Annotated in this window: 21 protein-coding genes; 10 read left to right on the forward strand and 11 right to left on the reverse strand. The window is 63.5% G+C overall.

Annotated elements, in window-relative coordinates; all coding sequences use genetic code 11:
- Positions 1–259: 259 nt before the first annotated feature.
- Positions 260–1,072 (reverse strand): exodeoxyribonuclease III, encoded by an 813-nt coding sequence (gene xthA, locus RIN61_RS24465; RefSeq protein ID WP_112253478.1) that lies wholly within the window; start codon positions 1,070–1,072, stop codon positions 260–262.
- Between the two features lie 132 nt (positions 1,073–1,204).
- On the opposite strand from xthA, the gene RIN61_RS24470 reads away from it, so the two are divergent.
- Genes RIN61_RS24470 through RIN61_RS24480 form a run of 3 tightly spaced genes read left to right on the forward strand, consistent with a single transcriptional unit; the run spans position 1,205 to position 7,321 of the window.
- Positions 1,205–1,855: a GNAT family N-acetyltransferase gene (locus RIN61_RS24470; protein WP_112253479.1), complete on the forward strand. Its 651-nt coding sequence runs from the start codon at positions 1,205–1,207 to the stop codon at positions 1,853–1,855.
- A gap of 52 nt (positions 1,856–1,907) precedes the next feature.
- Positions 1,908–3,650 (forward strand): autotransporter assembly complex protein TamA, encoded by a 1,743-nt coding sequence (locus RIN61_RS24475; protein WP_313857686.1) that lies wholly within the window; start codon positions 1,908–1,910, stop codon positions 3,648–3,650.
- Positions 3,647–7,321: a translocation/assembly module TamB domain-containing protein gene (locus RIN61_RS24480; RefSeq protein ID WP_313854697.1), complete on the forward strand. Its 3,675-nt coding sequence runs from the start codon at positions 3,647–3,649 to the stop codon at positions 7,319–7,321. Before RIN61_RS24475 ends, RIN61_RS24480 begins: the two co-directional genes overlap by 4 nt.
- Before the next feature lie 16 nt (positions 7,322–7,337).
- On the opposite strand, the gene RIN61_RS24485 is transcribed toward RIN61_RS24480, so the two are convergent.
- The 4 genes from RIN61_RS24485 to RIN61_RS24500 form a co-directional block, all read right to left on the reverse strand.
- The gene (locus tag RIN61_RS24485; protein ID WP_112253481.1) at positions 7,338–7,892 is read right to left on the reverse strand and encodes a DUF2589 domain-containing protein; all 555 of its coding nucleotides are present in this window, start codon (positions 7,890–7,892) and stop codon (positions 7,338–7,340) included.
- 69 nt (positions 7,893–7,961) lie between these two features.
- Positions 7,962–8,621, reverse strand: coding sequence for a DUF2589 domain-containing protein (locus RIN61_RS24490; protein ID WP_112253482.1), 660 nt, complete (start codon positions 8,619–8,621; stop codon positions 7,962–7,964).
- A 62-nt stretch (positions 8,622–8,683) separates the two neighbouring features.
- Positions 8,684–9,064, reverse strand: coding sequence for a Mor transcription activator family protein (locus RIN61_RS24495; RefSeq protein WP_112253483.1), 381 nt, complete (start codon positions 9,062–9,064; stop codon positions 8,684–8,686).
- 251 nt (positions 9,065–9,315) lie between these two features.
- Positions 9,316–9,774 (reverse strand): hypothetical protein, encoded by a 459-nt coding sequence (locus RIN61_RS24500; protein ID WP_112253484.1) that lies wholly within the window; start codon positions 9,772–9,774, stop codon positions 9,316–9,318.
- A gap of 151 nt (positions 9,775–9,925) precedes the next feature.
- Between RIN61_RS24500 and RIN61_RS24505 the strand changes: the two genes are divergently transcribed.
- Complete coding sequence (locus tag RIN61_RS24505) at positions 9,926–10,114, forward strand: hypothetical protein (protein WP_003248064.1); 189 nt, start codon at positions 9,926–9,928, stop codon at positions 10,112–10,114.
- A 36-nt stretch (positions 10,115–10,150) separates the two neighbouring features.
- Here RIN61_RS24505 and RIN61_RS24510 read toward each other — a convergent pair whose 3' ends face one another.
- Complete coding sequence (locus RIN61_RS24510; protein ID WP_112253485.1) at positions 10,151–10,525, reverse strand: fe2+ zn2+ uptake regulation protein; 375 nt, start codon at positions 10,523–10,525, stop codon at positions 10,151–10,153.
- 210 nt (positions 10,526–10,735) lie between these two features.
- On the opposite strand from RIN61_RS24510, the gene pvdQ reads away from it, so the two are divergent.
- The gene (pvdQ, locus tag RIN61_RS24515) at positions 10,736–13,051 is read left to right on the forward strand and encodes a bifunctional acylase PvdQ (RefSeq protein ID WP_445677337.1); all 2,316 of its coding nucleotides are present in this window, start codon (positions 10,736–10,738) and stop codon (positions 13,049–13,051) included.
- 120 nt (positions 13,052–13,171) lie between these two features.
- Here pvdQ and RIN61_RS24520 read toward each other — a convergent pair whose 3' ends face one another.
- Both RIN61_RS24520 and RIN61_RS24525 read right to left on the reverse strand, forming a co-directional pair.
- A complete protein-coding gene (locus tag RIN61_RS24520) occupies positions 13,172–13,894 on the reverse strand; it encodes a UDP-2,3-diacylglucosamine diphosphatase (RefSeq protein ID WP_112253487.1) in 723 nt (240 codons plus the stop codon).
- On the reverse strand, positions 13,891–14,391 hold the full coding sequence (locus RIN61_RS24525; protein ID WP_112253488.1) for a peptidylprolyl isomerase: 501 nt from the start codon (positions 14,389–14,391) through the stop codon (positions 13,891–13,893). The genes RIN61_RS24520 and RIN61_RS24525 overlap by 4 nt, the downstream gene beginning before the upstream one ends.
- Positions 14,392–14,639: 248 nt before the next feature.
- Between RIN61_RS24525 and RIN61_RS24530 the strand changes: the two genes are divergently transcribed.
- Both RIN61_RS24530 and cysS read left to right on the forward strand, forming a co-directional pair.
- Positions 14,640–16,343, forward strand: a complete 1,704-nt coding sequence (locus RIN61_RS24530; protein ID WP_313854704.1) for a glutamine--tRNA ligase/YqeY domain fusion protein — start codon at positions 14,640–14,642, stop codon at positions 16,341–16,343.
- 9 nt (positions 16,344–16,352) lie between these two features.
- Positions 16,353–17,735 carry a cysteine--tRNA ligase gene (gene cysS, locus RIN61_RS24535; protein WP_313854706.1) on the forward strand — a complete coding sequence of 461 codons (1,383 nt, stop codon included), beginning with the start codon at positions 16,353–16,355 and terminating at the stop codon, positions 17,733–17,735.
- Positions 17,736–17,869: 134 nt separating this feature from the next.
- Here the strand turns inward: cysS and RIN61_RS24540 are convergent, their stop codons facing one another.
- The 3 genes from RIN61_RS24540 to csiR form a co-directional block, all read right to left on the reverse strand.
- Entirely contained in the window at positions 17,870–19,261 is a 1,392-nt protein-coding gene (locus RIN61_RS24540; protein ID WP_112253492.1) for a sensor histidine kinase, read from the reverse strand.
- A complete protein-coding gene (locus RIN61_RS24545) occupies positions 19,239–19,919 on the reverse strand; it encodes a response regulator transcription factor (protein ID WP_112253493.1) in 681 nt (226 codons plus the stop codon). The genes RIN61_RS24540 and RIN61_RS24545 overlap by 23 nt, the downstream gene beginning before the upstream one ends.
- A gap of 199 nt (positions 19,920–20,118) precedes the next feature.
- Positions 20,119–20,814, reverse strand: a complete 696-nt coding sequence (gene csiR, locus RIN61_RS24550; protein WP_313854709.1) for a DNA-binding transcriptional regulator CsiR — start codon at positions 20,812–20,814, stop codon at positions 20,119–20,121.
- A 195-nt stretch (positions 20,815–21,009) separates the two neighbouring features.
- On the opposite strand from csiR, the gene glaH reads away from it, so the two are divergent.
- The 3 genes from glaH to gabP all read left to right on the forward strand — a co-directional run bounded on the left by glaH (position 21,010) and on the right by gabP (position 24,906).
- Complete coding sequence (glaH, locus tag RIN61_RS24555; protein WP_313854711.1) at positions 21,010–21,987, forward strand: glutarate dioxygenase GlaH; 978 nt, start codon at positions 21,010–21,012, stop codon at positions 21,985–21,987.
- A gap of 113 nt (positions 21,988–22,100) precedes the next feature.
- Entirely contained in the window at positions 22,101–23,363 is a 1,263-nt protein-coding gene (gene lhgO / locus RIN61_RS24560) for an L-2-hydroxyglutarate oxidase (protein WP_112253495.1), read from the forward strand.
- A gap of 151 nt (positions 23,364–23,514) precedes the next feature.
- Entirely contained in the window at positions 23,515–24,906 is a 1,392-nt protein-coding gene (gene gabP, locus RIN61_RS24565) for a GABA permease (protein ID WP_112253496.1), read from the forward strand.
- Positions 24,907–24,965 lie beyond the last annotated feature (59 nt).

The raw sequence follows: 24,965 nt of genomic DNA on the forward strand, positions 1-24,965 counted from the left end.
CCCACATCTGTTTCGGGCCAGTCACTCCTGTGAGGTCACCTCTGTCCGCCTTGTTTGTTCCATTCGATATCAAGGGTGGGCAACTGCTCCTCATCCATCTCCAGCCATGCACCAAGGCTGCAACCCACCTGGTACAGGAATAATTGGCCCGAAACAGATGTGGGAGCGGGCTTGCCCCGCGAAGCGCCGCGCGGGCGGCGCCCGATCTCACAGGCAATACAAGATCCAAGGCATGCGCCTTGTGGCTTCACCGCTAAACTCAGCTTAATTCCAGCCAGATCGGCGCATGGTCCGACGGCTTTTCCATCCCGCGCAGTTCATAGTCCACACCCGCATCCTTTATCCGCGGCACCAGGTGCTGCGAGGCCATGATCAGGTCGATGCGCAGGCCGCGCTTGGGCTCGTCCTCGAAGCCGCGGCTACGGTAGTCGAACCAGCTGAAGCGGTCGGTCACTTCCGGGTACAGGTGGCGGAAACTGTCCACCAGGCCCCAGCCTTTCAAGCGCTCCATCCACTCGCGCTCTTCCGGCAGGAAGCTGCACTTGCCGGTCTTGAGCCAGCGCTTGGCGTTGTCCGGGCCGATGCCGATGTCGCAGTCCTGCGGCGAGATATTCATGTCGCCCATCACCAGCAGTGGCTGGTCGTTGCGGAACTGGCCTTCCAGCAGCGCCTGCAGGTCGCTGTAGAAACGCTGCTTGGCCGGGAACTTGGTGGGGTGGTCGCGGCTTTCACCCTGGGGGAAGTAGCCGTTCATGATGGTGATCGGGTTGCCATCGGCATCGGCGAAGGTGCCCCAGATGAAGCGGCGCTGGGCGTCTTCCTCATCGCTGGCAAAGCCCTTGTGCAGGCTCAGTGGTGCCTGGCGCGACAGCAGGGCCACGCCATAGTGGCCTTTCTGCCCGTGGTAATGCACGTGGTAGCCCAGCGCCTGCACGTCGGCCAGCGGGAACTGATCGTCGCTGACCTTGGTTTCCTGCAGGCCGATCACGTCCGGCTGGTGCTTTTCGATCAGCGCCGCCAGCTGGTGCGGGCGGGCCCGCAAGCCGTTGATGTTGAAACAGACGATCTTCATGGAAAGATGATCCCGGTAAAAGGCGCGATGCTAGCCGACATCGCTTGCCATCACCAGCATGGCGGCTTCGGGAGCCTGCTGCTAACGTCCTTGCCAGGGCACTGTAAGCCCATTCCAGGAGGACTGCCCGCAATGCCCGAAACCACTGCCACTCCGGCCCGTGTCTGCCTGCTCGATGACGGCTACAGCCGCGAGGCGCGTTCGCTGCTGTACAACGCCTACCGTCACGAACCTACCTTTGCCTATATCTTCGAGGCCCAGCGCCCAGGCTACGAGCGGCGCCTGCGGGTGATGGTGCGCGAGTGGGTACGCCAGCATTTCTACCTGCAACTGCCCGCCATCGGCCTGCTCATGGAGGATCGCCTGATCGCCCTGGCCCTGATCGTGCCGCCGATGCGCCGGCTGGGCGTGGCCGACAGCTGGGCCTGGCGCCTGCGCATGATGATGGGCACCGGCTTGCGCTGTACGCGCCGTTACATGGACTACCAGGCCGCCCTGGCCACCTGCCTGCCCACCGACGAGGTGCATGTGCTGCCGCTGTTGGGCGTGCACCCGCAATTCCAGGGCAAGCACTACGGCGAGCAATTGTTACAAGCTGTGCATGACTGGTGCGCAGACGACCCTGGTACCCAGGGTGTGGTGCTGGACACCGGCAACGAGCACTACCTGGCCTTTTACCAGCGCCAGGGCTATGAGGAAATTGGTGAGGTGGCTGTAGGACCAATCCGTGAAAGGGTGTTCTACCATCCCAACCCGGTCTCTTCCAATTCTGCTTTTGCCTGAGCAGACTGCGCGGCGGCTCCCTTGAGCGCCCGGCTCTGGTAGCATGCGCCGCATGACGTATTCAGGAAGATTGACCTGGGGCCTGGTTATCTGGGTCGCCAGTTTCGCAGCATGGGGCCAGAGCGAGTTGTTGGTGAAGGTCAAACCGGCCAACAAGGCGCTCAAGGCCAATGTCGAAGGCTATATCGGTACCCTTGGCGACCGCGATGAAGAAGCGCTGCTGCGCTTCAGACGCGGCGCCCAGGAGCAGGCGCGCAAAGCCGCGCAGGCACTTGGCTACTACCAGGCGCAGATCGACACGGAGGTCAAGCCCGCCAGCGAGGCTGACCGTTCCCCGCAACTGATCATCACCATCGACCCCGGCGAGCCGATTCGCCTGCGCAACGTGACCGTACGCATCGAAGGCCCCGCCAGCGAAATGAAGGCCTTTCGCGTTCCCGACAGCAAGGCCTTGCGCGCGGGCGAACAACTGAACCACGGCCATTACGAAGATGCCAAGCGGCTGATCCAGAACCAGGCATCGCGCTATGGCTTCTTCAGTGGGCGCTTCAGCCGCCAGCGCCTGGCGGTCGACCCCCAGGCGGGTGTGGCCGATATCGAACTGGTCTACCAGAGCGGCCCGCGCTATCACCTGGGCGCCGTCACCTTTGGTGGCGACACACCGCTGGACGACGACCTGCTGCAGCGCATGGTCTCGTTCAAGCCGGGTACACCTTACGACTCGGAACTGATCGCCGAGCTGAACAACGACCTGCAATCGAGCGGCTACTTCGAAGGCGTGCGCGTGGATGCGGCGCCCACCGCCGCCGTGGGCGAAGAAATTCCCGTGGATGTCCGCCTGGAAACCCGCAAGCCGCGCACCATGGGCCTGGGCCTGGGCTTCTCGACCGACGTCGGGCCACGTGGCAAGGCCAACTGGACCCGCCACTGGGTCAACCCGCAGGGCCATAGCTACGGCTGGGAGACCGAACTGTCGGCGCCCCGGCAGAACGTCGGGCTTTGGTACGACATCCCCCTCGACCCACCGCTGACCGACAAGTTGCGCTTTGCTGGCGGCTACCAGAACGAAGAAATTGCCGGCACCGACACCCTCAGCAAACTGCTGACGGTGGGCCCCGAGTGGCACAGCAAGCTGCCAAGCGGCTGGCAGCGGGTGATCTCCCTCAAGTACCAGCGCGAGGAGTACCGCCTGGGTGATGACTCCGGGCTGAGCAACCTGCTGATGCCCGGCGTGAGTTACTCCTTCCTGCGCAGTGACAACCGCATCGATCCGCATAACGGCTACCGCCTGCAGTTCGATGTACAGGTGGCCAAGGAAGGGTTGGTCTCGGACACCAACCTGCTGCATGGCAACGTGCTGCTCAAGGGCCTGACCACGCTTGGCCGTGACCATCGCTTGCTAGGCCGGGTGCAGTTCGGTGGCAGCGCGACCAATGGCTTCAAGAACAACATTCCGCCGTCACTGCGCTTCTTCGCCGGTGGCGACCAGAGCGTGCGTGGCTATGACTACCAGACCCTGTCACCGAAGAACAGCGACGGCGACCGCATCGGCGGCCGCTACCTGGTCGCCGGCAGTGTCGAGTACCAGTATTCGCTGACCGAAAAGTGGCGGCTGGCAACCTTCGTCGACCAGGGCAACTCGTTCAACGACCTGGAGCTGCCAAGCCTCAAGACCGGTGTCGGTTTTGGCGTGCGCTGGGTGTCGCCGGTCGGGCCGCTGCGCCTGGACCTGGCCAAGGCGCTGGATGATGAAGGGGGAATTCGCCTGCACTTTTCCATGGGGCCTGAGCTGTGAAACGCGTGATCAAGTACATACTGGCGGGCCTGCTCGGGGTAGCCGCAAGCCTGGGCCTGGTACTCGGCCTGCTGCTGGGGACCGAAGCTGGCAGCCGCTGGGTGCTGGGCAAGGTGCCCGGGCTTGAGGTGGCTGACTTCCAGGGCCGCCTGGCAGGTAGCTGGCAAGCCAGCCGCCTGAGTTGGGCCGATGACGGCAGCACGGTAGAGGTGCAGGCACCGCTGCTGGCCTGGTCGCCGGCATGCCTGCTGCGCTCTACCTTGTGCATTGACCAGTTGCAGGCGCAGCGCATCGACATGGCCTTTGCGCCCAGCGGCGAATCGGCCGACAGTGGCCCGCTGCAGTTGCCGGCCCTGCGCTTGCCGCTGGCCATCGAGCTGGGTGAGGTCAAGGTTGGCCAGTTGCGCCTGGATGGCAGTGACCTGCTTGGCAATTTGCAACTGGCGGCGCACTGGACCAGCACCGGGCTGCGCATCGACAGCCTGCACCTGCAGCGCGATGACCTGCAATTGAACCTGCAGGGCGACCTGCAGCCCGAAGCTGACTGGCCGGTGCAGCTCCAGGCGCAGCTGCAACTGCCAGCGGTAGACGGCAAACCGTGGCAGCTGGCGCTGACTGCTACCGGCGAGCTGCAGAAAACCCTGAAACTCGCCGGCACCAGCAGCGGTTACCTCGACGCCACGCTGAGCGGGCAATTGCAGGCGTTGGCCGAGCACCTGCCAGCGACCTTGCAGATCCGCTCCGAGGCATTCAAGCCGGCCGCCTCGTTGCCCGACACCGTGCAGTTCAACCAGCTCAAGCTCGATGCCAGCGGCGACCTGCGCAAGGGCTATCAACTTTCGGGGGCGGCCAGCCTGCCGGCCGAGCAGTCGCCGATCGCCTTGCTGTTGTCCGGGCTGGTCGACGGCAAAGGCGCCAGGCTCGATGCCCTGGACCTGAACGCCAGCGATACCCAGCAGGTCAAGTTGCAAGCCACCGCTGACTGGCAGCAAGGCCTGGTCGCCGATGCCCAGCTGGACTGGCAGGACTTCCCGTGGCTGCGCCTGTATCCACTGGAGACACCGCCCGAGGTCACCCTGAAGCGGTTCATGGCCCAGGTGCACTATCGCGATGGCAACTACCAGGGCACCTTCAATGGCGACCTGGATGGCCCGGCCGGCGCGTTCAGCCTGGCCAGCCCCTTCGAAGGTGACCTGAGCCAGGTGAAACTGCCGCAGTTGGCGCTGACCGCCGGGCAAGGCAAGGCTGCCGGCAGTGTCGCCGTGCGCTTTGCCGATACCTTGGCATGGGATGTCGACCTGCAGTTGTCGGCACTCGACCCTGCCTATTGGCTGGCCGAGCTGCCGGGTACCCTGGCGGGGCCGCTGCGCAGCAAAGGCGAGATGAAAGGCGACGCCTTGAGCCTCGATGCCCAGCTAGACCTGAAAGGCCGTTTGCGCGGCCAGCCGGCAATGCTCAAGGTCGAGGCCCAGGGGGCAGGGCAGAGCTGGACCCTGGGCGCGCTGGCAGTCCAGCTGGGGGATAACCGCATCAATGGAAGCGGCAGCCTACAGCAGCGCCTGGCCGGGCGGCTCGACCTCGACCTGCCGCGTCTCGGCCAGTTGTGGCCAAGGTTGCAGGGCCAGGTCAAGGGCCGGCTGGACGTCGCCGGCACCTTGCAGGCCCCACAAGGTACGCTGACCCTGCAGGGCCAACGGCTGGCCCAGGTGGAAAACCGCTTGCAGCAGCTGAACCTGGATGCCCGCCTGGACAACGCCCAGCGCGGCGTGATCGAACTCAAGGCCAGCGGCATTCACCTGGGTGAAACGGCCCTGGGGACTTTGCAGGCCAACGGCAAAGGTGACATTCGCCAGCAAGCCTTGACCCTGGCGCTGGACGGCCCGCAGCTCAAGCTCGACCTCGGCCTGGATGGCCAGTTGAACAAGGGGGACTGGCGTGGGCGCCTGGCCAGTGGGCGGATCCAGGCCGGCGGCCAGGACTGGCGCTTGCAGGCACCGGCGCGCCTGCAGCGGCTGGCCAGCGGCCAACTGGACTTTGCTGCGCACTGCTGGCGCTCCGGCCAGGCCAGCTTGTGTGGCGAGGACCAGCGCCTGGCCCCCGAGCCACGCTTGCGTTACCACCTCAAGCAGTTCCCGCTGGACAGCCTGGCCCAGTGGCTGCCGAAGGACTTCGCCTGGCAGGGCCTGCTCAATGCCGACATCAACCTGGACATCCCGGCCAGCGGCCCCAAGGGCAACATCGTCGTCGATGCCAGTGGCGGTACCCTGCGCGTGCGTGACAAGGACCGCTGGGTCGACTTCCCGTACCAGGCCTTGCGCCTGGACAGTACGCTGGCGCCACGGCGCGTCGATACTCGCCTGTCGTTCCGCGGCGAGCGCCTGGGCGAGCTGAACGTCAACACCCGCCTCGATCCACTGGGCAGGAACAAGCCGCTTTCGGGTGATTTTCGCCTGGCCGGCCTTGACCTGTCGGTGGTGCGCCCGTTCGTGCCCATGGTCGAGCGCCTGGCCGGGCAGCTCAATGGCAGCGGCCGGCTGTCGGGCACCCTGCTGGCGCCGCAGGTCAACGGCAACCTGATGCTCAGCGGCGGCGAAGTCAGTGGCGCCGAGCTGCCGGTGAGCCTCGAGGACCTGTCATTGCAGGCAGTGATTGCCGGCGAGCAGGTGCAGCTCAATGGCGGCTGGCACAGTGGCGAAGCGGGGCGCGGCCAGTTGAACGGCAACCTCACCTGGGGCCAGGCACTGGGCATGGACCTGCGCCTGCAGGGCCAGCAACTGCCCATCACGGTCGAGCCCTATGCGACACTGGAGGTCGCCCCGGACCTGACCTTGCGCCTGGTCGACGACAAGCTGGCGGTTACCGGCAAGGTACAGGTGCCCAAGGGCACGATCACCGTGCGTGAGCTGCCACCGTCTACCGTCAAGGTTTCGGATGACACGGTGATCGTCGGTCACCAGACCGAAGAGGGCAAGCCACCCATGGCGATGGCCATGGACATCGATGTGGAAGTGGGCCGCGACAAGCTTTCGTTCAGCGGCTTTGGTCTCAAGGCCAATCTGCTCGGCCATGTGCACATCGGCGACAACCTCGACACCCGTGGCGAGCTGAGCCTGGCCGACGGCCGCTATCGTGCCTACGGCCAGCGCCTGACCATCCGCCGGGCGCGGCTGCTGTTCGCAGGCCCGATCGATCAGCCGTATCTGGACATTGAAGCGATTCGCAAGGTCGACGATGTGATTGCCGGTATCCGCCTGAGCGGCAGTGCCGAGCAGCCCACCAGCAAAGTGTTCTCGGAGCCGGCCATGAGCCAGGAACAGGCGCTTTCGTACCTGGTACTGGGGCGGCCTCTGGGCGCTTCCGGCGAAGACAACAACATGCTCGCCGAGGCGGCCTTGGGCCTGGGCCTGGCGGGAAGCGCGGGCATCACCGGCAGCCTGGCCTCGAGCCTGGGCATCGACGACTTCCAACTGGACACCGAAGGTTCGGGCAATACCACCAGCGTGGTCGCCAGTGGCAACCTCACCGAGAAGCTGAGCCTGCGCTACGGGGTGGGGGTGTTCGAGCCCGCCAATACCATTGCATTGCGCTACAAGCTGAGCAAAAAGGTGTATCTCGAGGCTGCCAGCGGGCTGGCCAGCTCACTGGACATCTTCTACAAGCGCGACTTCTGAGCCTGCGCGGCGGCCGTCAACGCACGGTGGCCGCCTCGATGTATTCATTGGTATCGGGCGAGGGCGGCGGGCTGGGGGCGCGTACCGGGATGATCAGGCTGGTGTATTCCTCGATCAGCCGATTGAGGGCTTCCGGTGGCTCGCTGGCCTGGAACTGCATGCGGATCTGCACTTCATCGGGGTCACGGTTGTCGCCCTGACGGCCCTGGCCGCCGATGGTGACCTTGAAGCTCGCCGCCTTGTTTTCGCCTGCGGTCAGCAGTGCCTGCTGTGCTTCGGTACCTTTGACCCTTACCGAAAGGTCGACCTGCATGCGCTCGAGGGCCAGGCCCTTGGGCGACACCAGCGCGAACAGCGGCACGCGCATGATGTGCTGGCCGTCCATGGCCACTTCGACCATCTTGGCTTTCATGGGGCCGCCCAGCACCTCGGTGTCGCACTCGAAGAACTGGTCGAACAGGTTGATGTACTGTTGCGCGATCAGGCTGTTGGTAGCGCTGGCAGCTTCCTGCAGGCCACGGGTGATTTCGCGCAGGTCGATGGAAGTCATTGGGGCGGGGGATTTATCCAATGGTTCGACTCCTCAGGCCAGGTGGTGCCCCCCTGGTCAGGGGGGCTGTTCGGGGCGGGGAGGTGCGTCTCAAGCGGTTTCGGTGCCAAGGGCCGGGGCCCTGGCGGCCGCAGGGTGCCTCAAAGTATCGGCCTGGGAAATCACGTCCTCGCTTTCCAGTGTGGCGGTCTTGACCACGGTCGGCTTTGTCGCGGCGTCGGTCAGGAAGTCGATTACCCGCATCATCGCTTCAGGCGGGTCCTGGCGCTTCAAGGTGGTATTGAAGGCGTAGCGTGCGCGGGTATCAGTCTTGCGGGTTTGCGTGGACTTGTGGCTGACGCTGCCTTTCACGTTGAGCCTGAACGGCCCCCAGCCCAGCGATCCGCTTGCCTCAGCGCTCATGTCCTTGCTGGAAACGTCTTCCGACATCTGGTTGATGACCAGCTCGAACTCGACATTACCTTCTTCGATGGAAATGTTTGGGTGGGTGATTGCCGCGACAAGCGGCACTTTCATGGTCTTGCTGACCACGCCCTTGTACTCGCCTTGTTCGTCGACGATGGTTTCGTCGTAGTCGAACTGGATGGCCACGGCCTTGCCGTCCTGGACGCACACCTGCATCAGGAAGTCGGCGTAGGATTTGCTGGCGGTGACCTGGGCCTGGACCATGGCCTGCAGAGGGCCCGCGATCATGCGGTCCATCGGTAGGGCATTGATTACGGAGCCGATGAGGCTGTTATCTATCGACATGCTGGGGTCTCTTTCTGGTTGGGTTATACGTGGGCGTCAGTGTTGGTCACGATGCCGGCGCTTCAGCGAGCGCAATGTTCCTGGCGGCGAATGTTGCCGATCTGGCGCAGGCTCAGGCCGTACTTGTCGGCGAGCAGGCTGCGGGACAAGCCGTTTGCGCTTTCCTTCTGGATCTGCAGGTTGCGCAACTGGCGCATGAAATGGTCAGCCTTGGGGATTTCCAGGGCGACACCGGCAAAGCGCTTGATCAGCGCGTCGAGCGCTTCGGGCGGCAGCACGTCGGCAAGCTTGGTGCGCTCGCGGTGTTTGGGGATGTATTTGGGCCTGCCGCCATAGGCGCAGGTCAGCTGGTAGGCGTTGTCGATGCCGATGCAGTCGATCAGGGCTTGCAGCGAATGGGGCAGTTGGCTGATATCGATGCGGCTCAAGTCTGGCAGTTGCATATGGCGCTCCTTCGGGACGGATGGGCTGTGCTACACGATCACCAGCGGCGTTATGTCGAAGGTGTGACTGGATTTTCTGTGACGGCCGAGTCATGTCGCTAGGCGCCATATGGGTTGGGGCTTGTAGCTTCCGCGAACAGGTTTTGCAGGCAGCGATATCCGGTGTTGTAGGACATGGCTTCAATAATTGGCTGTAGCGGGCGATTTCCCATCAGGGAACTCCCTCTGTTGCGCATTGGGTGTGGTAACCCTCAATCACACGGATAGCTACTCAGCAGGCTGGCGCTGGGCAGGTACGCCTGGGGGGTATTGCGCATGCCTTGTGGCAGCGTGCGCCAATCGACCAGCAGGCACAGTGCATGAAGCGGCTGCCCGTCACGGTGGCCGATGACCTGGTCGGCAAAGTTGCGGCGGTACAGTGCCTGGGTCTGCTGCTGCGCTTGTACCTGGTCGGCCCGGGCCAGGGTTTGCCGGGCCAGTTCGGGCAGTTGCGCCGGGGGGACAGTGAAATGCACCGACGTACCGTTCGCCTGCAGGTAACCGGCCTGGCGCACGCGCTGCCACAGTTGTTGCCATTGGCTGGCCCCGGCACTGGCAGCCAGTTCGCGGCCCAGTTCGAGCAGTTGCTCGGTCGGGGTCTGGCGGGTGTCCAGCGCTTGGAGGGAAAAGGGGGTCAGCAACAGCGACGCGAACAGAAGGGGTTTGTACATGGTGCCTCCGGCATGGGTGCTTGGAAGCCCCATGCTTTCAGGCCGGCGCCGCCCCACCCAGCAGGAAATGCAGCGCCGGGGCCTATGGCCGTTGTATCATTGCCGCGGCTCGTTGCGAGCCATTTGCCCCTGATGTTGCAAGGAACCTTCGATGACACACGTGCAGCGCCTCAAATATTCCCTTCTGATCATCCTGGTGGTACTGGGCCTGATGCTGGGCCTGTCTCACCTGCAGAAGCAGGGCACGATCAGTGAGCAGACCTTCCAGATGCTGGCCATCGCCATCGCCGTGGTGGTCGTGGTGATCAACGGCATCCTGCGGCGCAAGGTCAAGCCCTGATCCTGGCGGGCCGGCCAGGCATGGCCGGCCATGCGCTCAGCGCACAGGCGTTCGCTCCAGCACCGCGCGTGCCTGCGGGTCGAGGCTGTAGCATTTGTCGCTGCCCAGCTGGATGACGCCCTCGCTGCACAGCCGCTTCAGCACTTCGCGCACGCTCAGGAACGACAGCGGAATATCCAGCTGTTCCAGCTGTGCGTGCACGCCGCGCACGCCAATGCTGCGGCCATTGCGGTCGGCGGCGTGCAAGGCATCGATGACCTTGAGGCGGATCAAGCTGGTACGCAGGCCGAAACTGCGCAACAGCTCGCGAATCTGTTCGTTGCCGATGCGTTCGTCAGCCAAAACGTCCTGTTCCGTGGGCGCTTTGCCTGGGACGCGCCCAGCCTGGATCTCGGGTTGCGGGTTGTACATGTGAATGCTCCTTTTCGTGGACGAACCCGAAATTTGGGTGCCTCACTTACTAGGACGAATGAGAACGGAAAAACTGCAGCCCAGTCGCAAAAAAAAGCCTGGCTCTGTTCAAGACGTTATATTTCAAGACGTTCCATTGCCTTGTAATACGTAAAATTTTCATCTGGCCATTCGTCTGATCGGGATGACCCCCGAAGCCGAGGAGTGCCCGTGTTTCAACTTTCCCGTCCCATGAATTGCGTTGGCCTGGCCACCGCGCTGGTAGCCTTCAACGTCGGCGCAGCGCCGGTGCAGTCCGCCGCAGCCGATGCCAGTGCGCAGATTCGCCGAACCAGTTACGGGGTGCCGCACATCGTGGCCAAGGACGAGCGCGGCCTGGGCTATGGCATCGGGTACGCCTACGCCCAGGACAACCTGTGCTTGCTGGCCAATGAAGTGCTGACGGTGAGTGGCGAGCGCTCACGCTACTTCGGTGCCAAGGGCAAGACCCTGGAACAGCGTGAAAACCTGGCCAGCGATGTGTTCTTCGCCTGGCTCAACACGCCGGCGGCAGTCGATGCGTTCTTGCAGGCGCAGCCGGCCCCGGTACAGGCGCTGCTGGCAGGTTATGCCAGTGGCTACAACCGGGCGCTGGCCGAGCGCCGCAGCCAGGGTCTACCCGCCGAATGTGGCAACGGCGAGTGGCTGCGGCCGATCAGCAGCGAGGATCTGGTCAGGCTGACCCGTCGGTTACTTGCCGAAGGCGGTGTCGGGCAGTTCGTCGAAGCACTGGCAGGGGCGCAACCGCCAACGCTGGCCAGCCAGCAGGCGCCGGCAGGGTTTGCTGCGGCGCTGGCCATGCAGCAACGCTTTGCCACGGAGCGCGGTAGCAACGGGGTGGCTGTCGGCGCCAGGCGTTCGGCCAATGGCCGCGGCTTGTTGCTGGCCAACCCGCACTTCCCGTGGATGGGCGGCATGCGCTTCTATCAGATGCAGCTGACCATTCCCGGCCAGCTCGATGTGATGGGGGCGGCATTGCCGGGCCTGCCGGTGGTCAACATCGGTTTCAACCAGCATCTGGCCTGGACGCACACCGTCGATACGTCGAAGCACTTTACCCTGTACCGCCTGCAACTCGACCCCAAGGACCCGACCCGCTACCTGCTCGATGGCAAGTCGCTGCCGCTGAACCGGCAAACCGTCAGTGTTGCGGTCAAGGCCGAGGATGGCAGCCTGAGCCAGGTCCAGCGCCAGGTCTACAGCTCGCAGTTCGGCCCGGTGGTGCAATGGCCGGGGCGCCTGGACTGGGATGCGCATGCCGCCTACAGCCTGCGCGACGCCAACCTCGAGAACACCCGGGTGTTGCAGCAGTGGTACCAGATCAACCGCGCCGACAGCCTTGCGAAGTTGAAGGGGTCGATCGAACAGCTGCAGGGCATACCCTGGGTCAACACGCTGGCGGTGGACCAGCCAGGCAAGGCCTTGTACCTGAACCAGTCAGTGGTGCCTTATGTGGATCAGCAACTGCTGAGTGAGTGCAGCAACCCGCAGGCACAAGGGCGCCTGGTGGTACTGGATGGCTCACGCAGCGCCTGCCAGTGGAAGGTCGATGCGCAGGCCGCACAGCCGGGGATCTTCCCTGCGCGGCTACTGCCGAGCCTGGAGCGCGAAGACTTCGTGCAGAATTCCAACGACACGGCCTGGATGGCCAACCCGGCGCAGCCGTTGACCGGGTATTCGCCGCTGGTCAGCCGCGATGACCAGCCGCTGGGCATGCGTGGCCGCTTTGCCCTGCAACGCCTGCAGGGTACGGCCCGCCTGGGTGCTGACGACCTGCAGCGCATGGTGACAGATGACGAGGTCTACCTGGCCAGCCTGTTACTGCCTGACCTGCTGCAGTGGTGCAAGGGCGCCGACGCGGATGTGCGGGCTGTGTGCAGCAGCCTGGCGGCCTGGAATGGCAAGGCAGACGTGGATAGTGGCATTGGCCTGGTGCATTTCCAGAACCTGTTCGATGCCATGGCCGAGCACCCGGAAAGCTGGCGGGTGGCCTTTGACCCGGCCGATCCGCAGCATACCCCGCGTGGGTTGGCGGTCGAGCAAGCAGCTGTGCGCAAACTGCTGCACCAGGCCGCGCTGGCTTCGCTCAAGCAGGTGAGTGACAGCGGTATAACGGGGGAGGCGCGTTGGGGGCAGGTGCAACAGGCAAGTGATGGCACGCCGGTGCCGGGTGGCCCGCAGGCGTTGGGCGTGTACAACGCGATCTACAGCGTCCCGCATGGGCAGGGCAAGCGACTGGTGGTCAGTGGTACCAGCTACCTGCAACTGGTCAGCTTTACCGACAAGGGGCCAGAGGCCCGTGGGCTATTGGCGTTTTCCCAGTCGAGTGAAGCGGCTTCGGTGCATGCCAGTGACCAGACCAGGGCGTTTGCGGCCGGGCAACTGGCGGTGATTCCGTTTACCGAGGCGCAGATCAAGGCTGATCCCGAGTACCGGGAAGTGGTGATCAGCGAGGGAGACACGGGGGCGGTGGTCAGCCGGCCTTGAGGCGTTAGCCTGTGCCGGCCTCTTCGCGGGTAAACCCGCTCCCACAGGTATCGCGGCGCATTCAGCCCTGTGCATTACCTGTGGGAGCGGGTTTACCCGCGAAGAAGGCGACTCGGTTGGTCAGGAAAACTCGAACGGCGCCAGCTGAAACCCTTGCTCGTCGACCTGCAAGGCCCAGCCGCGGCGGTCCCAGTCGCCCAGCACGATACGTCGTGCCGGTTGCCCGTCCACCACCAGCTTGTGTATCGCCGGCCGATGGGTATGCCCATGCACCAAGGTATGTACACCATGCGCCGCCATCACCTTCGGTACTTCCTCCGGCGTGACATCGACGATCTCGGTGGACTTCATCCGCGTTTGCGTGCGGCTTTCGCTGCGTAGCTTGCGCGCCAGCTTGTAGCGGGCCGACAGCGGCAGGTGGCGTAGAATCCACAAACTCAGCGGGTTGCGCAGCAAGCGGCGCATTTTCATATAGGCCAGGTCGCGGGTGCACAGGGTATCGCCATGCATCAGCAGTACCTGCTCACCCCCCAGCTTGATCACGCTGGGATCGTGCAGCAAGGTGCAGCCTGCAGCGTCGCAGAAGGCCTGGCCAATCAGGAAATCACGGTTGCCATGCATCAGGTAGATGGCCGTGCCGCTGTCGCTCAGCCGACGCATGGCCTGGCAGACCGAGTGCTGGAAGGGCGTCATGGCATCGTCGCCGATCCAGGCTTCGAAGAAGTCGCCAAGGATGTACAACGCCTTGGCGTGGCGGGCACGGCCATCGAGCAGATCAAGAAACGCCCGGGTAATGTCCGGGCGTTCTTCTTGCAGGTGCAGATCGGAGATCAGCAGGATCACTCAATGATCTCGGCTTTCTCGATGATTACGTCTTCTTTCGGCACATCCTGGTGACCAGCCTTGGAACCGGTGGCGACCTTTTCGATGGCGTCGACGATTTCACGGCCTTCGATCACTTCGCCGAATACCGCGTAACCCCAGCCCTGCACGTTCTTGCCGCTGTGGTTGAGGAAGTCGTTGTCGGAGGCGTTGATGAAGAACTGCGCCGAGGCGGAGTGCGGCTCCATGGTGCGGGCCATGGCGATGCTGTACTTCTTGTTCTTCAGGCCGTTGTCAGCTTCGTTCTGGATGCTGGCGCGGGTTTTCTTCTGGTTCATGCCCGCTTCGAAGCCGCCGCCCTGGATCATGAAACCTTTGATCACACGGTGGAACACGGTGCCATCGTAGTGGCCTTCCTTGACGTACTGAACGAAGTTTTCGGTAGTCAGTGGCGCTTTCTCGGCGTCCAGTTGCAGGACGATATCGCCGTGGTTGGTGCTCAGTTTGACTTTGGACATGCTGAAACTCGCTCTTTCAAGGCAATCAGAAATTGGGGTGCGCAGGGCGCGGGTTATCACCTGACGCAGGATCAGGCGATCACGACACATGGCGCGCACCGGCCATTTTGCCAGGCTGCGGCAAAAAGCCGTGATAAATCACGCCAGTTTGTCCGGGCCCGACTGTCAGCAGCTTGACTGCTTCGGCTATGATAGGCCCTTTGATTCAATCGGCCTACCCAGGCCGGACACGTGCATTCAAGGATCCTATGAGCAAGCCCACTGCCGACAACGCGCCCAACGCCGCTGCCAAAGGCGCCCCCGCTGTCCCTGCGAACTTCCTGCGGCCGATCATCCAGGCCGACCTGGACTCGGGCAAGCACAGCAGCATCGTCACCCGTTTCCCGCCGGAGCCCAATGGCTACCTGCACATCGGTCACGCCAAGTCGATCTGCGTCAACTTCGGCCTGGCCAAGGAATTCGGGGGCGTCTGCCACCTGCGTTTCGACGATACCAACCCGGCCAAGGAAGACCAGGAGTACATCGACGCCATTCAGAGCGATGTCAAGTGGCTGGGCTTCGACTGGGCCGGTGACGTGCGCTACGCCTCGAACTACTTCGACCAGCTGCACGACTGGGCGGTCGAGCTGATCAAGCGTGGCAAGGCCTACGTCTGCGACCTTACCCCTGAGCAGGCCAAGGAATACCGCGGCAACCTCAAGGAACCGGGCAAGAACAGCCCGTTCCGCGAGCGCAGCGTTGACGAGAACCTCGACCTGTTCGCCCGCATGAAGGCCGGCGAGTTCAAGGATGGCGAGCGCGTGCTGCGGGCCAAGATCGACATGGCCTCGCCGAACATGAACCTGCGCGATCCGATCCTGTACCGTATCCGCCATGCCCACCACCACCAGACCGGTGACAAGTGGTGCATCTACCCGAACTACGACTTCACCCACGGCCAGTCGGACGCGATCGAAGGCATTACCCACTCGATCTGCACCCTGGAGTTCGAAGGGCATCGTCCGCTGTACGACTGGTTCCTCGACAACCTGCCGGTGCCGGCACACCCGCGCCAGTACGAGTTCAGCCGCCTGAACCTGAACTACACCATCACGTCCAAGCGCAAGCTCAAGCAGCTGGTCGACGAAAAGCACGTCGAAGGCTGGGACGACCCACGCATGTCGACCCTGTCCGGCTTCCGTCGCCGTGGCTACACCCCGGCCTCGATCCGCAACTTCTGCGAAATGATCGGTACCAACCGTTCCGACGGCGTGGTCGACATGTCGATGCTCGAGTTCAGCATCCGTGACGACCTGGACCGCACCGCGCCGCGCGCCATGTGCGTGCTGCGCCCGCTGAAAGTGGTCATCACCAACTATCCGCAAGGCCAGGTCGAGCAGCTGGAACTGCCGCGCCACCCGAAGGAAGACATGGGCGTGCGCGTGCTGCCGTTCTCCCGTGAGCTGTACATCGACCGCGACGACTTCATGGAAGAGCCACCGAAGGGCTACAAGCGCCTGGAACCGGGCGGTGAGGTGCGCCTGCGTGGCAGCTACGTGATCCGCGCCGACGAGGCGATCAAGGATGCCAACGGCAACATCGTCGAGCTGCGCTGCTCGTACGACCCGGACACCCTGGGCAAGAACCCCGAAGGCCGCAAGGTCAAGGGCGTGATCCACTGGGTGCCGGCCGAGGGCAGCGTCGAGTGCGAAGTGCGCCTGTACGACCGCCTGTTCCGCTCGGCGAACCCGGAAAAGACCGAAGAGGGCGGCAGCTTCCTGGACAACATCAACCCAGGCTCGCTGCAAGTGCTCAGCGGCTGCCGTGCCGAGCCGTCGTTGGCCCAGGCGCAGCCCGAGGACCGCTTCCAGTTCGAACGCGAAGGCTACTTCTGCGCCGACCTGAAGGACAGCCAGCCGGGTCGCCCGGTGTTCAACCGCACTGTCACCCTGCGTGACTCCTGGGGCAGCTGAGGAACCGCCGTGCTTACCATCTACAACACGCTGAGCAAAGCGAAGGAAGTCTTCAAGCCGCTGGATGGCAACAAGGTGCGCATGTACGTGTGCGGCATGACCGTATATGACTACTGCCACCTCGGCCACGGCCGCAGCATGGTGGCCTTCGACCTGGTCACCCGTTGGCTGCGCAAGAGCGGCTACGAGCTGACCTACGTGCGCAACATCACCGACATCGACGACAAGATCATCAACCGGGCCAATGAGAACGGCGAAAGCTTCGATGCCCTGACCGCCCGCATGATCGACGCGATGCACGAAGACGAGCGCCGCCTGAACATCCTTCCGCCGGACCAGGAGCCGCGTGCCACCGACCATATCGCCGGCATGCACGCGATGATCCAGACCCTGATCGACAAGGGTTATGCCTACGCACCGGGCAATGGCGACGTGTACTACCGCGTTGGCAAGTTCGTCGGTTACGGCAAGCTGTCGCGCAAGAAGATCGAAGACCTGCGCATCGGTGCCCGTATCGAGGTCGACGAAACCAAGCAGGACCCGCTGGACTTCGTGCTGTGGAAGGGCGTCAAGCCGGGCGAGCCGAGCTGGGAATCGCCGTGGGGGCCGGGGCGTCCGGGCTGGCACATCGAATGTTCGGTGATGTCCACCTGCTGCCTGGGTGAAAGCTTCGACATCCACGGCGGCGGTAGCGACCTGGAGTTCCCGCACCACGAGAACGAGATCGCCCAGAGCGAGGCAGCCACCGGCAAGCAGTACGCCAACGCCTGGATGCACTGCGGCATGATCCGTATCAATGGCGAGAAGATGTCCAAGTCGTTGAACAACTTCTTCACCATTCGCGACGTGCTCGAGAAGTACCACCCGGAAGTGGTGCGCTACCTGCTGGTGGCCAGCCACTACCGCAGCGCGATCAACTACTCGGAAGACAGCCTGCGCGATGCCAAGGGCGCACTGGAGCGCTTCTACCACGCCTTGCGTGGCTTGCCACGGGTGGCGGCCAAGGGTGGCGAAGAGTTTGTCGAGCGCTTCAGCGTGGCCATGAACGACGACTTCGGCACCCCCGAGGCCTGCGCCGTGCTGTTCGACCTGGTGCGCGAGATCAACCGCCTGCGCGACAGCGACGTGGAGGCCGCTGCCGGCCTGGCCGGTCGCCTGCGCGAGCTGGGTGATGTGCTGGGTGTTCTGCAGCTGGAAGCCGATGACTTCCTGCGTGCCGGTGCCGAAGGCAAGGTGGATGCCGCTGAGGTCGAGGGCTTGATCCAGGCGCGCCTGCAGGCGCGTGCGGACAAGAACTGGGCCGAGTCCGACCGCATTCGCGACCAGTTGACCGCCATGGGTGTGGTGCTGGAAGACAGCAAGGGCGGCACTACCTGGCGTCTGGCTGACTGATCGATGCCATTGGGGCTGCTTTGCAGCCCTTCGCCGGCAAGCCAGCTCCCACAGGAACAGCGCAATACTGAAGAACTGCGCAGTCCCTGTGGGAGCTGGCTTGCCGGCGATGGGCCGCATAGCGGCCCCAGCTTCTATTTGGCTAGCCCGGTGAGCGGGCAGTGCAGTACCAGCCTCGCTCCACCCAGCTCGCTTTGCCCCACCTCCAGCCCGAACCCATGCAGGTCGACGATCGCCGCAACGATCGACAACCCCAGCCCGAACCCCGCATGGCGGTGGCCTTCCTCACTGCGATAGAAGCGCTTCAACACCGCAGCGCGCTCCTCTTCCGGAATACCTGGCCCGCTGTCCTCGATGGCCAGGTGCACGCCTTGCTCGTCCTGCGTCGCGCTAATCCGCACCTGCCCACCCTCGGGAGTGAACTTGATACCGTTGCCGACCAGGTTGGCCAATGCCTCGAACAGCAGTTCGCGGTCACCGTGCAATGCCGGCAGTTCAGCGGGCTGCTGCAGTTCCAGGCGAATGCCACCATCCTCGGCCAACGGCAAGTAGAAATCATGCAGCTCCACCAGCAGTTCGTGCGGGTCGAGCTGGACGAAACCGGCCCGTCGCTGGCGGTCTTCCAGCTCGCTGATGCGCAACAAACCGCGAAAACGCGCCATCAGGGTGTCGGTTTCGCCGATGGCCTGGTCCAGTGCCTCGGCCTGGGTGGAGTCGACGTCACTTTGCTGGCGAATGCGGTACAGCTGGGCGCGCAGGCGCGTGAGCGGGGTGCGCAGGTCGTGGGCGATGTTGTCGCACACGCCCTTGACCTCGTGCATCAGCCGCTCGATGCGGTCGAGCATGGCATTGACGATGGCCGCCAGCATGTCCAGCTCGTCACGCCGGGCCGACAGCGGCAGGCGGTGGGTAAGGTCGCCGGCGACGATCAATTCGGCCTGGGCCTGGATCGCGCGAATGCGCTTGAGCGGGCGACGCCTCAGCAGGTACCAGCCGGCAAAGCCCGGGATCAGGGTTAGCGAGATCCCCCAGAGCAGGGCATGCAGGATGATCCGGGTGACCACGAACAGCGAGCCGTTATCGCGCACCAGCACCAGCCAACGGCCATCCTGCACCTTGATCGCCACCGCGTCGCAGCTGTCGCGCGGCATGTGCGGGTCGTCGGCGTCCAGGCAGCGCTTGAGTTCGTGAACCTTGCCGTCCAGCCCCAGCTCTGGCGGGATGGCACGAATGCGCCCGCCGATCGGGTTGAGCTGGCTGTCGAACAGGCCGTAGGCGTCGAAGCTGCGTTCTTCGAAGGCCTGGCTGGCGACCAGCGCGTCGTCCAGCTGTTTGCCGCTCATGTGCGCGAACAGGTGTTGGCGCTGCAGCATGGAATGGCGGGTAAGTTTGTTCAGGTAGCTGGACACCTCGAAATACAGCACCCCCATGAGGATGCTGCTCCAGGCCACGAACAGAAAGCTGTACAGCGCCAGCAGGCGGCTGGTCGAGGAGCTCCAGCCCTTAGACGGGTTCAGCAATGGCATAGCCGGAGCCCCGTACCGTACGGATCAGCGGCGACTGGCCGGGGGAGTCGATTTTCTTGCGCAGGCGGCCGATGTGCACATCGATCAGGTTGGTGCCCGGGTCGAAGTGATAGCCCCAGACTTCCTCGAAAATCATCATCCGCGTAATCACCTGGCCGCTATGGCGCATCAGGTACTCCAGCAGCTTGTACTCGGTGGGCAGCAGGTTGAGGGTCTGTTCGCCACGGCGGGCCTCGTGGCTGATCAGGTCCAGTTGCAGGTCGGCGACCTGCAGGCGAGTCTGGGTCATAGGCACACTGTTGCGGCGCAGCAGCACTTCGACTCGCGCGGCCATCTCGTCGGAGGCGAACGGTTTGGTCAGGTAGTCGTCACCCCCGGCACGCAGGCCGCGCACCCGCTCGTCGACGTCGGAGAGGGCGCTGATCATCAGGATCGGTGTGGCGATCTTGAGACTGCGCAGGGTGGTGACGATGGTCAGGCCATCGACCTCGGGCAGCATGCGGTCCAGGGTGATCAGGTCGTAGCCGCCGGCAATGGCCTTGGCCAGGCCTTCACGGCCGTTGTCGGCCCAATCCACGTCGAGGCCGTGGCTGGTAAGTTCGGCGACGATTTCCTGGCCGGTGACGGCGTCGTCTTCGATGGTCAGTACGCGAGGCATGCTGGTTCCCGGGCATCTAATGGAGACTTGATTGTGCCAAAGAATAGCCAAACGGCGATTTAAGAAAAATTCATCTGGCGCGTTTTGCCTGCACTGGCCTCTTCGCGGGTAAACCCGCTCCCACAGGTGCAGCGTCGCCCCCGAGGGCGGTGACATCCCTGTGGAGCGGGTTTACCCGCGAAGCAGGCACCGCGCTGTTTCAGCGCGCGCCAATCCCCTCGGCATGCATGATCTGCGCAATGATCGGCACCGGGGTCATCAGGTGCGAACGCATCATGGCACTGGCGCGCTTGGCGTCGCGGGCGAGGATCACCTCGACCAGTGCGGCATGCTCCTGGCGCTTGAGCTCCAGGGCCTGTTCCGAAAACACCGTCTGGGTCAGCCAAAGATGCCGGTAGCGCTCGGCCTGGTCGAACAGGTAGGTGCGCGCCTGCAGCAGGTGCTTGGAGCCGCAGCCCGAGGCAATGGCCGTATGGAACGCCTTGTGCCGCTCGTCCCATACATCCAGGCGCTGCTCGCGGGTCTTCACTTCCACCACCTTGGCCAGGGTATGCGAGTGGGCCAGTACCGACGCTTCCCAGGCGTCGTCGCCACGCTCGATGGCCAGGCTGATGATCATCGCCTCCAGGTTGGCGCGGGCATCGTAGATGTCGTTCATCTCGTCCAGCGACATGGGCGCCACGCGGTAACCCTTCTGGCTGATAGCGTTGACCAGGTGCTCGGCCACCAGCTGCGACAATGCTTCGCGCAGCGGGCCCACGCCCAGGTCGTAGCGTTCCTTCAAGGTGCTCATCAGCAGCTTTTCACCGGGCTTGAACACGCCGCGGATGATGTCCTTCTTGAGCCTCTCATACCCGCTGAATGCTGAGTTTTGTCGGGGGGCGAGCGCTTCCAAGGTCCTGTTCCTCAAACGGTTTTGTCGATCATACCGAAAGCGTTCGCTGGCGAAAAACAATGGACAAACACGTCTTTTGTCGTTGTTAAATAAAAATGTAGACATTTTGTAGTTATGGCGATAATTTTACCTCGCCCGCACTGATCCAGGTCATGACCGGACGGCGCCACTCACTTTCTCTGCCAGGACACAGCCATGAACGCTTTTACGCAGATCGACGAACTTGTGATGCCACTGCCGCTCGAACCGCGTGGTTACACCATCGCCCCCTCGAAACAGTCGCCGCGCCTGCTTGAACTCACCTTCGCCCGTGAAACGGTCGAAGCGTTCGTCCAGGCGGTTGCCCAGTGGCCGGTGCAGGCGCTGGAGTACAAGTCGTTCCTGCGCTTCCGGGTTGGCGAGATCCTCGACGAGCTGTGCCAAGGCACCCTGCGGCCGGTGCTGCTCAATACCATCCTCAACCGCGCCAGCGGCGGCATGCTGATCACCCCGGTCGGCCTGGATGACGTGAGCCAGGCCGAGGACATGGTCAAGTTCACCACCGCCTGCGCACACCTGATCGGGCGCTCCAACTACGACGCCATGAGCGGCCAGTTCTATGCCCGCTTCGTGGTGGTCAACACCGACAACTCCGACAGCTACCTGCGCCAGCCGCACCGGGTCATGGAGCTGCACAACGATGGCACCTTCGTCGACCAGATCACCGACTACGTGCTGATGCTGAAGATCGACGAAAAGAACATGGAAGGCGGCAATTCGCTGCTGCTGCACCTGGACGACTGGGAGCAGTGCGACGAATTTTTCCGCCACCCGCTGGCCCGTCGCGAAATGCGCTGGACCGCACCGCCGAGCAAGAAGGTCTCCAAGGATGTGTTCCACTCGGTATTCGACACCGATGCCGAAGGCCGCCCGACCATGCGCTACATCGACCAGTTCGTGCAGCCGGAAAACTACGAGGAGGGCATCTGGCTGAACGCCTTGTCCGAATCGCTGGAAGGCAGCGAGAATAAGCTTTCGGTACCGGTTGGCGTGGGTAGCTTCCTGCTGATCAACAACCTGTTCTGGCTGCATGGCCGCGACCGCTTCACGCCGCACGAAGGCCTGCGCCGCGAGCTGATGCGCCAGCGCGGTTACGTGGCCTTCCCCAAGCCGCTGTACCAGCGCGGGCAATAATGACAGGGCGCGGGGCGGGCGCCCGCCCAGCGTCTTTGTACAAAACGATGCCACCAGGGCCCGCGCGGGCCGTGGTGAGCCAGTCAGGCAATGCCTGCGTGTGAGGTAAGGCTGTGTACGATTTCATCATCATTGGCGGTGGCATTGTGGGCATGTCCACGGCCATGCACCTGATCAAGGTCTACCCGGATGCGAAGATTCTCCTGTTGGAGAAAGAGTCCGGCCCGGCCCGCCACCAGACCGGCCACAACAGCGGCGTGATCCACGCCGGCGTGTATTACACCCCCGGCAGCCTCAAGGCGCGCTTCTGCCTGGAAGGCAACAAGGCCACCAAGGCCTTCTGCACCCAGCACGGTATTCGCTTCGATGAGTGCGGCAAGCTGCTGGTGGCCACCAACGACCTGGAAATGCAGCGCATGAAGGCGCTGTGGGAGCGCACTGCGGCCAATGGCCTGGAGCGCTACTGGTTGTCTGCGGGGGAGCTGCGCGAGCGCGAGCCCAATATCGTTGGCATGGGCGGCATCTTCGTGCCCTCCAGCGGCATCGTCAATTACGCCGAAGTGACTGCGGCCATGGGTGCCGAGTTTCAGCGCGCCGGCGGTGAAATCCGCTATGGCACCGAGGTGGTCGGCCTGCAGGAGCTGGCCAGCGAAGTGATCGTGCGCACGCGTGGCGAGCATCGTGACGACGAGTTGCGCAGCCGTTTCCTGGTGACCTGCTCGGGCCTGATGGCCGACCGCGTGGTGAGCATGCTGGGCTTGCGTACCGAGTTCGTCATCTGCCCGTTCCGGGGCGAGTATTACCTTTTGCCCAAGCAGCACAACCAGATCGTCAACCACCTGATCTACCCGATTCCCGACCCGTCCATGCCGTTCCTGGGCGTGCACCTGACACGCATGATCGACGGCACGGTCACCGTTGGCCCCAACGCCGTGCTGGCGATGAAGCGCGAGGGCTACCGCAAGAGCGATGTCAGCCCGGCCGACCTGTTCCAGACCCTGACCACCCCCGGCATCCTCAAGGTGCTGGCGAAGAACTTCCGCCCTGGCCTGATCGAGATGAAGAACTCGCTGTTCAAGGGTGGCTACCTCAAGCAGGTACAGAAGTACTGCCCGAGCATCACCAAGGCCGACCTCACGCCATACCCGGCCGGCGTCCGCGCCCAGGCCGTTTCGCGTGACGGCAAGCTGATCGACGACTTCCTGTTCGTCAACACCGCTCGCAGCGTCAATGTGTGCAATGCACCGTCGCCGGCCGCCACCTCCGCCATCCCGATCGGTGCCTACATCGTTGACAAGGTATGCGAGCAGGTCGGCCGCCAAGGCGGCAGTTTCCCCAAGGCCGACCTGGCGCCTCGCCAGCGGGCTGGCGGCTGACCTACCCGTAATACGTTCTGCGGTTTCGTTTTACTCAACCCGTACTGCCCTACTCACCATCTGGGGCAGGGCGGGCTTTTTCGCGCCTGCGTCGGTGACGTGCAAGCCGGCGGCCCCTGCGTGGGCATGACAAAAACAACAAGGTAGCGCCATGCAAACCCACAAGAACAATTTGAGTCATGGATTGAAATCCAGGCATGTCACCATGCTGTCCATTGCCGGCGTGATCGGTGCCGGCCTGTTCGTCGGCTCCGGCCGTGCGATTGCCGAAGCAGGGCCCGCCACCATCCTGGCCTATATCCTGGCCGGTGCGCTGGTGGTGCTGGTGATGCGCATGCTGGCCGAAATGGCCGTTGCCTCACCGGACACCGGTTCGTTCTCGACCTATGCCGACCTCGCCATCGGCAAGTGGGCCGGCTACACCATCGGCTGGCTGTACTGGTGGTTCTGGGTACTGATCATCCCCATCGAGGCCAATATCGCCGCCACCATCATCAATTCCTGGGTCCCGCAGCTGGAGATCTGGGTCTTGTCGTTGGTGATTACCCTGTTGCTGACCGCCACCAACCTGTTCAGCGTGAAGAACTACGGTGAGTTCGAGTTCTGGCTGGCGCTGGTGAAGGTGGTGGCCATTGTCGGCTTCATCGCACTGGGGGTGTGCGCCATCTTCGGCCTGTTGCCAGGCTCTGGTGTCAGCGGGGTGTCGCGCCTGTGGGACAATGGCGGTTTCATGCCCAACGGTTTTGGTGCGGTGCTCAGCGCCATGCTGATTACCATGTTCTCGTTCCTCGGTGCCGAGGTGGTGACCATCGCCGCGGCCGAGTCGGACGAAGCAGGCAAGCATATTTCCAAGGCCACCAACTCAGTGATCTGGCGAATCACCCTGTTTTATATCCTGTCGATCTTCATTGTCATTGCGTTGGTGCCGTGGACTGACCCGCGCCTGGCCACCGAGGGGTCCTATGTCACGGTGCTGGACACCCTGGGCGTGCCGAATGCCAAGGCCATCATCGACTTCGTGGTGCTGACGTCGGTGACCAGTTGCCTCAACTCGTCGCTGTATACCGCTTCGCGCATGGTCTACTCGCTGAGCCGCCGCGGTGATGCGCCGGCCTGTGCCCAGGTGACCAGCCGCAGCGGCACCCCCGTGGTAGCTGTGCTGCTGTCCACTGGCGCAGCTTTCTTGGCCGTGATCGCCAATTACCTGGTACCGGCCAAGGTGTTCGGCTTCCTCATGGCAAGCTCCGGCGCCATTGCATTGCTGGTGTACCTGGTTATCGCCGTTTCCCAGCTGCGCCTGCGCCAGCGCCTGACTGCACAGGGCAAGACATTGGGCTACCGCATGTGGCTGTTCCCGTGGCTGACGTGGGGCGTGATCCTGTTCATCAGTGGCGTGCTGGTGCTGATGCTGTTCCGCCCGGACCACCGCCTGGAAGTGGTATCGACCATGGTGCTGGCGGTGCTGGTGGTGTGTTCGGGCCTTCTGGTCACACGGCGCCGGGCGCGCGAGGTGGTGGTTGGCCGCGTAGGGCAGGGCGCCTGAGCCGTTCGGCCTGAAGACAGACGAGCAAGTCGCATCAGGCTGTGAGAGGATGTCCGCCA

It is taken from the genome of Pseudomonas inefficax, assembly GCF_032164165.1.
Classification (GTDB): domain Bacteria; phylum Pseudomonadota; class Gammaproteobacteria; order Pseudomonadales; family Pseudomonadaceae; genus Aquipseudomonas; species Aquipseudomonas inefficax.

Excerpts from the sequence above, each read along its gene's own strand:
- xthA (WP_112253478.1), bottom strand. The coding sequence starts at position 1,072 with ATGAAGATCGTCTGTTTCAACATCAACGGCTTGCGGGCCCGCCCGCAC.
- RIN61_RS24470 (WP_112253479.1), top strand. The coding sequence starts at position 1,205 with ATGCCCGAAACCACTGCCACTCCGGCCCGTGTCTGCCTGCTCGATGAC.
- RIN61_RS24475 (WP_313857686.1), top strand. The coding sequence starts at position 1,908 with ATGACGTATTCAGGAAGATTGACCTGGGGCCTGGTTATCTGGGTCGCC.
- RIN61_RS24490 (WP_112253482.1), bottom strand. The coding sequence starts at position 8,621 with ATGTCGATAGATAACAGCCTCATCGGCTCCGTAATCAATGCCCTACCG.
- RIN61_RS24495 (WP_112253483.1), bottom strand. The coding sequence starts at position 9,064 with ATGCAACTGCCAGACTTGAGCCGCATCGATATCAGCCAACTGCCCCAT.
- RIN61_RS24500 (WP_112253484.1), bottom strand. The coding sequence starts at position 9,774 with ATGTACAAACCCCTTCTGTTCGCGTCGCTGTTGCTGACCCCCTTTTCC.
- RIN61_RS24505 (WP_003248064.1), top strand. The coding sequence starts at position 9,926 with ATGACACACGTGCAGCGCCTCAAATATTCCCTTCTGATCATCCTGGTG.
- RIN61_RS24510 (WP_112253485.1), bottom strand. The coding sequence starts at position 10,525 with ATGTACAACCCGCAACCCGAGATCCAGGCTGGGCGCGTCCCAGGCAAA.
- RIN61_RS24525 (WP_112253488.1), bottom strand. The coding sequence starts at position 14,391 with ATGTCCAAAGTCAAACTGAGCACCAACCACGGCGATATCGTCCTGCAA.
- RIN61_RS24530 (WP_313854704.1), top strand. The coding sequence starts at position 14,640 with ATGAGCAAGCCCACTGCCGACAACGCGCCCAACGCCGCTGCCAAAGGC.
- RIN61_RS24540 (WP_112253492.1), bottom strand. The coding sequence starts at position 19,261 with ATGCCATTGCTGAACCCGTCTAAGGGCTGGAGCTCCTCGACCAGCCGC.
- RIN61_RS24545 (WP_112253493.1), bottom strand. The coding sequence starts at position 19,919 with ATGCCTCGCGTACTGACCATCGAAGACGACGCCGTCACCGGCCAGGAA.
- glaH (WP_313854711.1), top strand. The coding sequence starts at position 21,010 with ATGAACGCTTTTACGCAGATCGACGAACTTGTGATGCCACTGCCGCTC.
- gabP (WP_112253496.1), top strand. The coding sequence starts at position 23,515 with ATGCAAACCCACAAGAACAATTTGAGTCATGGATTGAAATCCAGGCAT.